This is a genomic window from Actinophytocola sp. (assembly GCF_036002505.1).
In the GTDB taxonomy this organism is placed as follows: Bacteria; Actinomycetota; Actinomycetes; order Mycobacteriales; family Pseudonocardiaceae; genus DASYTH01.
The window spans coordinates 1-12632 of sequence record NZ_DASYTH010000179.1 but is presented as its reverse complement, the minus strand read 5'-3'; the positions used below and the strand labels follow the sequence as shown (position 1 = coordinate 12632).

Sequence of the window (12632 nt, the reverse complement as noted above, 5' to 3'; positions counted from 1 at the left end):
AGGATCAGAAACCAGGCCCGTGGCCGTGGCCGTGCCCATGGCCGTGACCCGCGCCGGCTCCCGGCTCCTCCGCCTTCTTCTCCACCACGGAGCTCTCGGTGGTGAGCACCATCCGGGCGATCGACGCGGCGTTGGTCACCGCGGAGCGGGTGACCTTCACCGGGTCCACCACGCCGGCGTCGACCAGGCTGCCGTAGCGGAGCGTGGCCGCGTTGAAGCCGTGGCCCCAGCTCAGCTCACGAACCTTTTGCACCACGACCGGGCCCTCGAAGCCGGCGTTGGCCGCGATCCACTGCAACGGGGCGGACAGCGCGTCCCGGACGATCGCCACGCCGGTGGCCTCGTCCCCAATCAGCCCCAGGCCGCCTTCCAGCTCCTTGGCAACATGCACCAGGGACGACCCGCCGCCCGGCACGATGCCTTCCTCGACCGCGGCCTTGGTGGCCGACACCGCGTCCTCGATTCGGTGCTTGCGCTCGGCCAGCTCGGTCTCAGTGGCCGCACCGACCCTGATCACCGCGATGCCGCCGGCCAGCTTGGCCAGCCGCTCCTGCAGCTTCTCCCGGTCCCAGTCGGAGTCGGTGGTCTCGATCTCCTTGCGGATCTGCTCGATCCGGACGTCCACATCGGAGCGTGAACCGGCACCGTCCACAATGGTGGTGTCGTCCTTGGTGACCACGACGCGGCGCGCGGAGCCGAGTACTTCCAGGCCGGCCTCGGAAAGCTTGATGCCGATCTCGGTGGATACCACGCTGGCCCCGGTGACCACACCGAGATCGTCCAGGAACGCCTTGCGGCGGTCACCGAAGTACGGCGCCTTGACCGCGACCGCCTTGAGTGTCTTGCGCAGGGCGTTGACCACCAGCGTGGACAGTGCCTCGCCCTCGACGTCTTCGGCCACGATCAGCAGCGGCTTGCCGGTGCCGGCCACCTTCTCCAGCAGTGGCAGCAGGTCGGCGATTGCCGCGATCTTCTCCCGGTACAGCAGGATATGCGCGTCCTCGAGCACCGCCTCCTGGTTCTCCGGGTCGGTGGCGAAGTGCGCGGACACGAAGCCCTTGTCGAACTGCACACCCTCGGTGATCACCAGCTCGGTGGCCAGGGTCGAGGACTCCTCGACGGTGATCACGCCGTCCTCGCCGACCTTCTCGATGGCCTCGCCGAGCAGCGCGCCGATGCTGGGGTCACGGGAGGCGACGGTGCCGACCTGGGCGATGTTGTCCCGGCCCTTGACCGGCGTGGCCTTCGCCTTGAGCGCGGCCACCACGGCGTCCGCCGCGGCCTGGATGCCGGCGCCGAGCGCGGTCGGGTTGGCGCCGGCGGCCACGTTGCGCATGCCGACCCGGACCATGGCCTGGGCCAGCACGGTCGCGGTCGTGGTGCCGTCACCGGCGACGTCGTTGGTCTTGGTGGCGACGTTCTTGGCGAACTGCGCGCCCAGGTTCTCGAACGGGTCGTCCAGCTCGATCTCGCGCGCGACAGTGACGCCGTCGATGGTGACGGTCGGCCCACCGAACTTCTTGGCGAGCACAACATGCCGGCCGCGCGGCCCGAGCGTCACCCGGACCGTGTCGGCGAGCTTGTTCACCCCCCGCTCGAGCGCCCGACGAGCGTCCTCGTCGAAACTAATCTGCTTGGGCAATTCTCAACCTCCAGTGTTGGATTGGCTCGCTCCGCTCGCGTGAGCGGGCCCGAAGGTGGTGTCTTCCTTCCTGCGCTGCTCGGTCGCTCGTTCCTCGCTCCCTGCGCTGCTCGTCAGTCCAGACACCACCGGCCCGCTCGTTGACGCGAAGCGAAACGCCCCGGTGGCCCCGGAATTGGGGCCGCCGGGGCGTCTTGCGGTGACAGGCGTCAGTTGATGACGGCCAGTACGTCACGGGCGGAGAGGATCAGGTAGTCCTCACCGTCGTACTTCACCTCGGTACCGCCGTACTTGGAGTAGATCACGACGTCGCCGACGCTCACGTCCAGCGGGACGCGGTTGCCGTTGTCGTCGATTCGGCCAGGGCCGACAGCCAGGACCTTCCCCTCCTGGGGCTTCTCCTTGGCGGTGTCCGGGATAACAAGACCGGAAGCCGTGGTGGCCTCCGCCTCGTTCGCCTGGACGAGGATCTTGTCCTCGAGCGGCTTGATGTTCACGCTCACCGGTGTGACCTCCACGGTCGTCGAAAGCGTTGGCAGGTACTGTCTCGCGACGGCTCCTGCCACCCCGCCGTCGCGGGTGCCGGGGCGGTGTCTGGCGCCGTACATCTGGCACTCTACCTATCCGAGTGCTAGCCCTTCAACCGGGGTTGGCGGCGGTGCAGGGTTGATCAAGGTGCGGGTGGGGAACTCCGGTGGTCAGGCCCGGTGACGGGCGGATTGCGGGAGGTGAGGACATGCTGATCCTCGGTTTGCTGCTGGTGGTTGCCAGCATGGCGGCGGCGGTGTTGCTCATGGTGTACAACGCGACGGGTGGGCCGGAGCAGATGATCGTGCTGTTCGGGCGGGACCTGGTGAGCGTGAACCCGCTGCAGGCGTTTGTGGCGGGGATCGTGGTGGCGTTGGTGTTCTGCCTCGGACTGTGGATGGTGGTGTCGAGCGGGCGGCGGGCCCGGGCGGCGCGGGCCGACTACCGGGCGGTGCGCCGGGAAGCGCGGGCGGCGGCCCGGGAACGGGACCGGCTGGCCGGGCAGTTGGAGCGGGAGCGGGCCGCGAACGGGACGACGACCACCGCGGAGCCGGTCGCACCTGCCCCGCCGGTCGCCGAGGAGACCACCACGACCAGGACCGGATCCCGACTGGGACGGCACTGGCGGCGGCCCGGGAGCGCGGACAAGACGGCCGACGCCAACAACGAGCAGACGACCAGTCATTAGTCAGTATCCAACTAGATATGGTTGTTTGCGGGTAGGTATTGACGACCCGAGGTGGGCGCAGCAGAGTGGGCGATGGTCCACCACGCCTGCCTCGGGAGACCTGTCATGCCGCGTTCCCACAGACCGACCACCGCCCTGCTGACCGCCGCGGTCGCCTTCAGCCTGGCCGTCGCCGCACCGGGCGCGGCCGCCGATCCCGGTCCCGCCGACGCGCAGCGCCAGCACGCGTTCGCCGCGGCCGCGGCCGAGTTCGGCGTCCCGGAGAGCGTGCTGCTCGCGGTGTCCTTTGTGGAGTCCCGGTGGGACTTCAACGCCGGGACACCCAGTGTGAGCGCCGGGTTCGGGCCGATGCACCTCACCGACGTGGCCGCGGCGCCGCCGGGTACCGAACACGACCAGGGCGCGGATCCGCGGGGCGACGAGGCCCGGCCGGAACTTCCCCCGCGGGCGAACCCGGTCGACGTCGACTCTCCGGCGCTGCGGACGCTCGGGCGGGCCGCCGAGATTTCCCATGTGGACAGTGCGGTGCTGCGCGCCGACCCGACCCAGAACATCCGCGGTGGTGCGGCGCTTCTGGCTCAGTACCAGCGAGAGCTCGGCGCTGCGGGCAGCGGCCCGGACGACTGGTACGGCGCCGTGGCACGGTACGGCGGGACGGGTACGGAGTCCACCGCGTTCGCCGACGAGGTGTTCGCGACGCTGCGCACCGGCGCCGAGCGGATCACCGACGACGGCCAGCACGTGCGGTTGCCGGCCCGCACCGACCTCCGGCACCGGCCCGGCGCGCCGAACGACCCGCAGACCGAGTGCCCGGCCGGCCTCGGCTGCCAGTGGATTCCCGCGCCGTACGAGGAGTTCGGCGCCGGCGACTACGGCAACCACGACCTGGCCAACCGCCCGGACAGCCAGAAGGTCGACTACATCGTCATCCACGACACCGAGGGCAGCTACGACACCACCATCCGGCTGGTGCAGGACCCCACGTACGTGAGCTGGCAGTACACCCTGCGCTCGGCCGACGGGCACGTCGCGCAGCACGTGCAGCGCAAGGACGTGGCCTGGCACGCCGGCAACTGGTATGTCAACGCCAAGGCGATCGGGCTGGAACATGAGGGCTTCGCCGCGCAGGGCACCTGGTACACCGAGGCGATGTACCGGCAGTCCGCCAAGCTGGTCCGGTACCTGGCGCACCAGAACGGAATCCCGCTCGACCGCGCGCACATCCTCGGCCACGACAACGTTCCCGGCACGGTGCCGTCCACGGTTGCGGGCATGCACTGGGATCCCGGCCCGTACTGGGACTGGGCGCACTACTTCGACCTGATGGGCGCGCCCTTCCGCGGACTCGGCAACGCGCCGACCGGCATGGTCACGATCAGGCCGGACTTCGCCACCAACCAGCCCGCGTTCACCGGGTGCACGGCGGCCGGCGTGCCCTGCCCGGCACGCGGCTCCACCTCGGTCATCCTGCACACCCAACCGGACGCGAACTCGCCGCTGTTGACCGACATCGGGCTGCACCCGGACAGCACGCCCGGCACCATGCACATCTCCGACCACAGCAGCCGGGTGGAAACCGGCCAGCAGTTCGCGGTCGCCGACCGTGCCGGGGACTGGACGGCGATCTGGTATCTCGGCCAGAAGGGCTGGTTCCCCAACCCGCGAAGCAACCCCGCCGCAGTGAGCTCGTTCGGTTTCGTGGTCACGCCGAAACCGGGGCTGGAGAGCATTCCGGTCTACGGGCGGGCGTACCCGGAGGCGGCCGCGTATCCGCCGGGCATCAACCCGCAGGCGGTCACCCCGCTGCAGTACCGGTTGCCGGCCGGGCAGCGGTATTCGCTCGGTCTGGTGGCGCCGTCGGAGTACTACTGGGCGGTGACGTTCGACGCCACCAACCACACCGTGGTCCGGGGAAACCTGCGCTATTACCAGATCCAGTTCGGCCACCGGGTGATGTTCGTCAACGTCGACGACGTCGTGGTACGGCCGTCCTAGCCCGCCTCTCCGGAATTTTTAACGCGGTTGCGTTCCAGCGAATGGTGCGGTTGTCGGGTTGATTGTGGCTGGCTGCCGTCACGGTCCCCTGAGGTGCCGTTTGTCGGCCCGCCGTGCCGAGGTGCCCCCACGAGGAGTCGAACCTCGGGCCTCGGCGTTCGTAGCGCCGCGCTCTGTCCTGCTGAGCTACAGGGGCAGTCATGAATATTCTTACTGCTCGCGGTCCATCCATTTCACCTTCTTCTCTTCTCAATTGGACATACCAAATAGAGAGAGCCGCCCGGTTCGGTTCCCCGATGGGCGGCTCCCGTGCGCGACTCACGCGTAAGTCACGGTGGGGAGCCGGTCAGCTGACCAAGCCAGCACCATTCAGCAACGGCGAACATATCGCGTCGCCGCGCCGAACCCTGATGCCAGTTGGTAATCACGTGCACTCTCCCTGATGTGTTCCCGACACATTCACTATGGCGGAATTCGGCGTGTCGCGCAACGGAAATTCGCTACCAGCGCAAACCCGTGACCGAGGCGATACGGATCAGGTCGTCGACCCCGAGCGGCGGCTGCGGGCGGGTCCGCGTGCTCGTCCCCTCGGCTTTAGCGGACTGGCTGCGCGACCACATCATGATCTGGGTGCCGTCCGCGGCGATGGTGCTCAGCGTGAGCGTCGTGATGCCGTCGTCGGTCTGGGCCAGCGCGGCCTTTCGCCCGTCCGGCAACGTGATCACGTGACAGTTCGGCGTGTTGTCGCACGCCACGGAGGACTCCCCGGCCGGCGGGTTCAGGTTGATGAACAGGTTGCCCTGGCCGGCGGCGTCGACCAGGTCGGCGTTGAGCTTGTAGCCGCCCTGGCTGACGAAGAACGCCATCGCCTCGGCGCGCGCCTGCGGCACCTTCCGCGCGCTCATGCCACGGGGCAGCGTGAACTCCTTGGCCAGCGCCGCGGTCAGCTCGGCCGCCCGGCGGTCCGACGGTTCCACCGGCGCCGGTGGGCTCGGTGCACCGGCCAGGTTGACCTTCAGCTCCGGCGCGGTGGCGATGGCGACCATGGCGTCGTCGCTGAGGATGCGCTGGACGGGTTTGGCGGCCTCCGAGCCGGTTTCCATGATCCGCACCACCGTGCCGTCCGCCCGCCAGGCGTCCACCATGACGATCTCCGGCTGGTTCGCCTGCGGTGGTGGCGTGTCGCTGATCCGGGCTACGCCCCCATCGGGCAGCGCGCGCACATCACACTTCACCTGCCCACCGAACCGCACGCACTCCCCCGGCGGCTGGCCCGCCCTCGAGCGGACCTCGAGGAAGACGCTCCGGTCGCCGGTCGCGCCATGCAGCGTGAAGTCGGTGCCCCAACTGCCGGAGACGACGGCGCAGAGCTTCGGTTTCGCCGGCACCACGGTCACGCCGGGCGGCAGCGGCAGGACGTAACGACCGAACGCCTCGGTCAGCCGGGCGGACTCAGCCAGCTCCTCGGGGCCTGCCGAACCACTCGGCGGGCTGGTGAAACCGCCCTGCAGACGGGGTACCACGCAACCGGCGGGCGCGGGCCCGGTCGTGCTCGTGGTGGTGGACGGCGCCGGGGCGGCCGGGTCATCGCCGGCGGAGCCCGCCGCGAACCCCCGCACCGTCAGCGCCGCACCGACCACGGCCACGACGCCGAGCGCGGCGCTCGTGGTGATCACCACGTGCCGGCGGGCCAGCCGGCGCCGGCCCTCGCTGCGGACGTCGTCGTAGTCGATGCCGATCGGTGGTTCGCCGGTCAGGGCCTTGCGGATCATGTCGCGCACCTCGTCAGTCATGCTGTCCTCCTGCCCGGGAGATGGCCAATGTCTTGGGTCGCCTCGGTTGGTGGGTCACCGGACCGCTCCTCGGGCAGACCGTGTTCCACCGGGGGCAAGCCCCCAGACCCCAGTTCCTCGGGCCCACCTCATCGCGGTGGGCCAACTCCCTCGCCAGGCATTCGCGGGCTCACGCCTGGTCCCTCAGTGCCGGGCGGCCGGCGGCGAGCAGCCGGCGCAGCGTGGCCAGGCCCTTGGCCGCCTGGCTCTTCACCGTCCCCTCGCTGCAGCCGAGCAGCTCGGCGGTCTCGGCGACCGGCAGGTCCTCCCAGTAGCGCAGGATCACCGCGGCCCGCTGCCCCGGCGGCAGCTCCGCGAGCGCGCGGCGCACGTCGATCGCGTCGTCCACCCCCGGCGCGGCGGCCGGCACGGTGTCCGGGACCGCGCCCATCGCCGTCTCGGTGCGCCGGAACCAGCGCCGCGAGTCGTCGATCGCCGCCCGCACCACGATCTTGCGGGCGTACGCGTCCACCTGGCCGTCCCGCTGGATCCGCGGCCACGCCACGTACAGCTTGGCCAGGGCCGTCTGCGCCAGATCCTCGGCACGGTGCCAGTCACCGCACAGCAGGTAGGCGGTCCGCCGCAGCACGGCCACGCGCGCCTCGAAGTACGCATGGAACTCGCGATCCCGGTCGGGCACGGGAACTCCCTTCGCCTCACCCCCCAAATACGGGTGGTGCCCGTCCGGGGTTGCCGGCGAGTTTTCAGACCGAGACGGTGCCGACGGGGAGCGCCGGGTCCGCGGAGAGGTCGAAGGCGGAGGAGGTGGTGCCGGCGGCGACGAGGTGGGCGCCGAGGGCGGCAATCATGGCGCCGTTGTCGGTGCACAGGCGGGGGCGCGGGACGCGGAGCTCGAGGCCGGCGGCGGCGCAGCGTTCGGCGGCGAGGGCGGACAGGCGGGAGTTGGCGGCGACCCCGCCGGAGATGACCATGGTGCCGATGCCGAGGTCGTCGGCCGCGCGGATGGCCTTGGCGGTGAGCACGTCCGCCACGGCTTCCTGAAAGGACGCCGCGACGTCGTCCAGCGGGACCTCCTCGCCGTCGCGCTCGCGGGCCTCGACCCAGCGGGCGACCGCGGTTTTCAAGCCGGAGAAGGAGAAGTCGTACCTCGCGTCGCGAGGACCGGTCAGGCCGCGCGGGAACGCGATCGCGCAGCGGTCGCCGCGGGCCGCGGCCTGGTCGATGGGCGGGCCGCCGGGATAGGGCAGGCCGAGGACACGGGCCACCTTGTCGTAGGCCTCGCCGGCGGCGTCGTCGATGGTGGAGCCGATCTCGGTGATCTTCCCGGCCAGGTCGTCCACCCGGAGCAGCTGCGTGTGGCCGCCGGAGACCAGCAGGGCCAGGCACGGCGAGGGCAGGGCGCCGTGCTGCAGCGTGTCCGCGGCGACATGGCCGGCGAGGTGGTTGACGCCGTACAGCGGCACGTTCAGCGCGGCCGCGTACGCCTTGGCCGCGGACACCCCGACCAGCAGCGCGCCGGCCAGCCCGGGGCCGCACGTCACCGCCACGGCGTCCACATCGGACAGCTCGATCCCGGCGCCGGCCAGCGCCCGTTTCATGGTGGGGATCATGGCTTCCAGGTGCGCGCGGCTGGCCACCTCCGGCACCACGCCGCCGAACCGGGCGTGTTGCTCCACACTGGACGCGACCTCGTCGGCGAGCAGCTCCAGGCCACCGTCCGAGCCGAGCCGGACGATGCCGACGCCGGTCTCGTCGCAGGAACTCTCGATGCCGAGTACGACTGTCACGCGGTCTCCTCCCGGGCCGGCCGGACCATCGTGTAGGCGTCGGCGCCGGACGGCTGGTAGTACCTGCGGCGAACGCCGACCCGCTGGAAGCCGCGCCCCTCGTACAGCGCGATCGCCGCCTCGTTGTCCGTGCGCACCTCGAGGAACACCGGCGCGTGGGCCTCATCCGCCCTGGCCAGCAACGCCTTCAGCAGCGCGCGGCCGACGCCTTGGCGCTGCCAGGCGGGATCCACGCCGAGGGTGTGCACGTTGGCCTCACTGCTCCGGCCTGTCCCCACCAGTGACAGGCCGGCGTAGCCGATCAGGCGTACACCGTCCACATAGGCCCCGATGTAGTAGTTGCCGGCGTCCAACTCGGCGCGGAACGTCTTCTCGCGCCACGGGTCGTCGCCGGGAAACAGGATCTTCTCCAGCTCCGCGCACCGGCCGAGATCCTTGCGCCGCAACGGTTCCAGCCGGAACATCAGCGCAGCACCCGCTTGCGCCCGGTGGGCTCCACCGCGTCCGGGCGGCGCAGGTACAGCGGGGTCAGCGGCGGGCCGGGCGCGCCGAGGACCACCGCGTCACCCGCGGCGGCCACCAGACCGGCCGGCGACGGGTGCTCCGGGCCGGTGACCTCGAGCCTCAGCACCTCGGCGTACAGCGCGGCGCCGAAGCCCGCGGCCCGGCGGATCTCCAGTGCGGGCAACCGTTCGGCGAGCTCGGCCGGCCGCTCCACCTCCGGTCCGGCCACCCGCGCGCCGGCGCCGTCGTAGGCCGCCCAGTACACCTCCCGGCGCCGCGCGTCGGTGACCACCAGCACCGGCCCGCCGGTCTCCACGGCGATGGCGTCCAGCGAGCAGACCGGGTACACCGGCACGCCGAGGCTGTGCCCGAGCGCCGCGGCGGTCACCATTCCGGCGCGCAGCCCGGTGAACGGGCCGGGGCCGATCCCACACACCAGGGCGTCCACATCGGACAGTGTGACGCCGGCCGCGGAGAGCGCGTCGAGCACGTGCGGGGTGAGCAGCTCGCCGTGGGCCTTGGCGTCCACCGTGACCCGCTCGGCGAGCACCCGCGGCGGGGCCGACTCCGAAACGGCGACCACGCCCGCGGTGATCGCGGGCGTCGCGGTGTCGACGGCAAGTACCAGCACGGCTGTGTTCTATTCTTGGCTCGGTGACGTAGCGTCAGTAAGCCTACGAGGTGCGCTCCGCGGAGCCGTCGCGGACCGCCGTGAGGAAGCCGACATACGCGGCTTCGGCGTCGGCCCGGCCGTAGGTGCCGGCGAGCGCGGTTCCGTTGTGGCCCCGCACCTGCCAACCGTCGCGGGTCAGCCAGTCGCCGAGGTCCGTGCCCAGCCCGCCCTTCCACAGGGCGACGACCTCCGCCAGCTCCGGCGCCTCCCGGACCCGGGTCGCCAGCGACTCGCTCGCGCTGTTCCGGTCCTCGCAGGAGAGCTGGCTGCCGGGTGCCGACAGCGAGCCGATCGCGGTGAGCAGGCCGGCGGCCTCCTCGTAGCCGAGGTAGACCAGCAGGCCCTCGATCAGCCACGCGGTGGGCTCGGTGGGCCGCAGCCCGGCCTCGACCAGCCGTCCCGCCCAGTCCTCGCGCAGGTCCACCGCGAGCACGGTGCGCTCACAGCGTGGGGCGGCCTCGCGCGCGTCCAGGATCCTCTCCTTGTAGTCGAGCAGGTCGGGCAGGTCCAGCTCGAACAGCCGCACCCCGGCCGGCCAGTCCAGCCGGAACGCGCGGGTGTCCAGCCCGGCGGCGACCAGCACGACCTGGCGGCAGCCCGCGGCGCAGGCGGACAGCAGGTAGTCGTCGTAGAACTTCGTGCGGATCACGACGTGCTTGCCGAACAGCGCCCCGACCGCGCGGCCGCGCTCGCCGGACCGGGACGCCGCCTCGGCCATCATCTCCCGGGCGCCCATCACGAAGTCGGCCGCGTACGGGTCGTCGAAGAGCTTGTCCGGCCGCAGCCGCTCCTGGGCGCGCAGCCACGCCACCCCGATCGCGGTGCGCGACACCCCACTGATCTCCACATGTCGAGAATAGAGACCTCGGCGAGAGGAGAGATCATGACCGCACCGCTGCTCCCGGCGCTGCTGGACGGCGGCGACCGGGTGGCGCTGCGCTTCGGCGAGCGGACCATGACATACCGGGAGCTGGCCGCGGCGGCCGGGCGGGTCGCCGGGGTGGTCCGGGGGCACGAGCGGGTCGCGGTGCGGGCGTACCCGACCGTGGAGACCTGCGTCGCGGTGGTCGGCGCGCTGCTCGCCGGGGTGCCGGTGGTTCCGCTCAACCCCAAGCTGGGTGAGCGCGAGCTTCAGCACATCCTGAGCGACGCGCAGCCCGGTCTGGTGCTCGGCGAGGGCGACCTTCCGGGGTCCACAGTGGACATATTTGCGGAACCGGACGGGGAGGCGCCTGCGTTCGTGGTCTACACCTCGGGCACCACCGGGCCGCCCAAGGGCGTCGTGCTGCCGCGCCGGGCGATCGCGAGCAACCTCGACGCGCTGGCGGCCGCCTGGGAGTGGACCGCGGACGACGTCGTGGTGCACGCGCTGCCGCTGTTCCACGTGCACGGATTGATCGTCGGCGTGCTGGGGCCGCTGCGCCGCGGTGGTTCGGTGTGCCACCTCGGGCGGTTCGACACCGCGGCGGTGGCCGCTGCGCTCGCCGGGCCGGCCACCGTGATGTTCGGCGTGCCGACGATGTACCACCGGCTGGCCGAGGACTGCGAACGGCACATGGGGCTCGCCGCCGCGGTGGGTGGCGCGCGGCTGCTGGTGTCCGGATCGGCGGCGCTGCCGGCGGTGGACCACAACCGGATCGCGGCCGCGACCGGGCAGCGGGTGGTCGAGCGGTACGGGATGACCGAGACGCTGATGAACACCGCAGTCCGGGCGTCCGGCGAGCGGCGGCCGGGGACGGTCGGGCCGCCGCTGGACGGCGTGGCGGTGCGGTTGGTGGACGACTCGTTCGCGGAGGTCGGCGACGGAGCGATCGGCGAGATCGAGGTGCGCGGGCCGAACCTGTTCCTCGGCTACCTGAACCGGCCGGACGCCACCGCGGAGGTGCTGCGGGACGGCTGGTTCCGCACCGGCGACATGGCCGTCCGGGACCCCGACGGGTACCTGCGCATCGTCGGCCGGCGGGCCACCGACCTGATCAAGAGCGGCGGCTACAAGATCGGCGCCGGGGAGATCGAGAACGCGCTGCTGGAGCATCCCGGGGTGGCCGAGGTGGCGGTCACCGGGCAGCCCGACGAGGATCTGGGCGAGCGGGTGGTGGCCTGGGTGGTGCCGGCCGGTTCACCTCCGAGTGCCAAGGAACTGGCCGACCACGTGGCCCGGCTGCTCGCGCCGCACAAGCGCCCGCGCGTGGTGCACTTCCTGGATGCGTTGCCGCGCAACGAGATGGGCAAGGTCCTGAAGAGGGGGCTGGGTGACTGACGTTCGTGCGGTGATCGCCGCGGTGGCGAGCGGGTTCACCGAGTTCGACTTCAACCCGCCGCGGCGGCGGCCGGATGGGCCACTGGGCTGGCCCGGATACGGCGATTCGCTGGCTCGGGCGCGGGAGCGGACCGGCGAGCTCGACTCGGTCGTCTCCGGCCGGGGGAAGATCGGCGACCGCGAGGCGGTGCTCATCGCGTTCGACTTCCGATTCTTCGGTGGCTCCATCGGTGATCTGACCGGGCTTCGGATCAGCGAGGCGTTCCACCGGGCGGCCATCGCCGAGCTTCCGGTCGTGTCGCTGATCGCGTCCGGCGGTAGCCGTATGCAGGAGGGCATGCGGTCGCTGCGCCAGCTGCAGCGGATCGCGGGGGCCCGGACGGGTCACAACGAAGGTTTCGCGCACATCGCGGTGCTGCGGAATCCGACGACCGGCGGGATCTGGGCCGCTCTGGGCGCGGGTGCGGACGTGATCATCGGCGTCGAGGGTGCGCAGGTGGGATTCGGCGGCAGCCGGGTGCGGCCGCCGGACCTCGCCGGGCATCCGGCGTACACGGCCGAGGACCAGCTGGCGTCCGGCCAGGTCGACGAGGTGGTGGCCGGGTCGTCGCTGCGCGAGGTGCTAGCCCCGTGTTTCGCACATGAGGTTGGTTGGGGTCGTGGAAGCTATTCGGCTTGATCATCTTATCGTGGCCGGATGCGGGTACGACCACGTCCACAATCCATGACCTATGGCCAGCCGAGCGTGGAGAAGATGCTGGG

Annotated in this window: 12 protein-coding genes and 1 tRNA gene; 4 read left to right on the top strand and 9 right to left on the bottom strand. The window is 71.3% G+C overall.

Features of this window, described 5'->3' with window-relative positions; translation table 11 throughout:
• Nucleotides 1-4 precede the first annotated feature (4 nt).
• Nucleotides 5-1642: a chaperonin GroEL gene (groL, locus tag VGR06_RS15125; RefSeq protein ID WP_327559703.1), complete on the bottom strand. Its 1638-nt coding sequence runs from the start codon at nt 1640-1642 to the stop codon at nt 5-7.
• 209 nt (nt 1643-1851) lie between these two features.
• Complete coding sequence (gene groES / locus VGR06_RS15120; protein ID WP_326470870.1) at nt 1852-2145, bottom strand: co-chaperone GroES; 294 nt, start codon at nt 2143-2145, stop codon at nt 1852-1854.
• A 233-nt stretch (nt 2146-2378) separates the two neighbouring features.
• On the opposite strand from groES, the gene VGR06_RS15115 reads away from it, so the two are divergent.
• A complete protein-coding gene (locus VGR06_RS15115; protein ID WP_327559702.1) occupies nt 2379-2858 on the top strand; it encodes a hypothetical protein in 480 nt (159 codons plus the stop codon).
• Nucleotides 2859-2963: 105 nt separating this feature from the next.
• Nucleotides 2964-4853 carry a peptidoglycan recognition family protein gene (locus VGR06_RS15110; protein WP_327559701.1) on the top strand — a complete coding sequence of 630 codons (1890 nt, stop codon included), beginning with the start codon at nt 2964-2966 and terminating at the stop codon, nt 4851-4853.
• Between the two features lie 122 nt (nt 4854-4975).
• Here VGR06_RS15110 and VGR06_RS15105 read toward each other — a convergent pair.
• The 7 genes from VGR06_RS15105 to VGR06_RS15075 all read right to left on the bottom strand — a co-directional run bounded on the left by VGR06_RS15105 (nt 4976) and on the right by VGR06_RS15075 (nt 10457).
• A tRNA-Arg gene (locus tag VGR06_RS15105) sits at nt 4976-5049 on the bottom strand.
• Between the two features lie 304 nt (nt 5050-5353).
• Nucleotides 5354-6646 carry a hypothetical protein gene (locus VGR06_RS15100; protein WP_327559700.1) on the bottom strand — a complete coding sequence of 431 codons (1293 nt, stop codon included), beginning with the start codon at nt 6644-6646 and terminating at the stop codon, nt 5354-5356.
• 169 nt (nt 6647-6815) lie between these two features.
• A complete protein-coding gene (locus tag VGR06_RS15095; protein WP_327559699.1) occupies nt 6816-7325 on the bottom strand; it encodes a SigE family RNA polymerase sigma factor in 510 nt (169 codons plus the stop codon).
• 64 nt (nt 7326-7389) lie between these two features.
• A complete protein-coding gene (gene tsaD / locus VGR06_RS15090) occupies nt 7390-8433 on the bottom strand; it encodes a tRNA (adenosine(37)-N6)-threonylcarbamoyltransferase complex transferase subunit TsaD (RefSeq protein ID WP_327559698.1) in 1044 nt (347 codons plus the stop codon).
• A complete protein-coding gene (rimI, locus tag VGR06_RS15085) occupies nt 8430-8897 on the bottom strand; it encodes a ribosomal protein S18-alanine N-acetyltransferase (protein WP_327559697.1) in 468 nt (155 codons plus the stop codon). Before rimI ends, tsaD begins: the two co-directional genes overlap by 4 nt.
• A complete protein-coding gene (tsaB, locus tag VGR06_RS15080; RefSeq protein ID WP_327559696.1) occupies nt 8897-9568 on the bottom strand; it encodes a tRNA (adenosine(37)-N6)-threonylcarbamoyltransferase complex dimerization subunit type 1 TsaB in 672 nt (223 codons plus the stop codon). Before tsaB ends, rimI begins: the two co-directional genes overlap by 1 nt.
• Before the next feature lie 43 nt (nt 9569-9611).
• Entirely contained in the window at nt 9612-10457 is an 846-nt protein-coding gene (locus tag VGR06_RS15075) for an SAM-dependent methyltransferase (RefSeq protein WP_327559695.1), read from the bottom strand.
• 36 nt (nt 10458-10493) lie between these two features.
• Here VGR06_RS15075 and VGR06_RS15070 point away from each other — a divergent pair, with 36 nt between their 5' ends.
• A complete protein-coding gene (locus tag VGR06_RS15070; RefSeq protein WP_327559694.1) occupies nt 10494-11870 on the top strand; it encodes an acyl-CoA synthetase in 1377 nt (458 codons plus the stop codon).
• Complete coding sequence (locus VGR06_RS15065; protein WP_327559693.1) at nt 11863-12549, top strand: carboxyl transferase domain-containing protein; 687 nt, start codon at nt 11863-11865, stop codon at nt 12547-12549. The genes VGR06_RS15070 and VGR06_RS15065 overlap by 8 nt, the downstream gene beginning before the upstream one ends.
• Nucleotides 12550-12632 lie beyond the last annotated feature (83 nt).

Excerpts from the sequence above, each read along its gene's own strand:
- VGR06_RS15110 (WP_327559701.1), top strand. The coding sequence starts at position 2,964 with ATGCCGCGTTCCCACAGACCGACCACCGCCCTGCTGACCGCCGCGGTC.
- VGR06_RS15070 (WP_327559694.1), top strand. The coding sequence starts at position 10,494 with ATGACCGCACCGCTGCTCCCGGCGCTGCTGGACGGCGGCGACCGGGTG.
- rimI (WP_327559697.1), bottom strand. The coding sequence starts at position 8,897 with ATGTTCCGGCTGGAACCGTTGCGGCGCAAGGATCTCGGCCGGTGCGCG.
- VGR06_RS15115 (WP_327559702.1), top strand. The coding sequence starts at position 2,379 with ATGCTGATCCTCGGTTTGCTGCTGGTGGTTGCCAGCATGGCGGCGGCG.
- VGR06_RS15100 (WP_327559700.1), bottom strand. The coding sequence starts at position 6,646 with ATGACTGACGAGGTGCGCGACATGATCCGCAAGGCCCTGACCGGCGAA.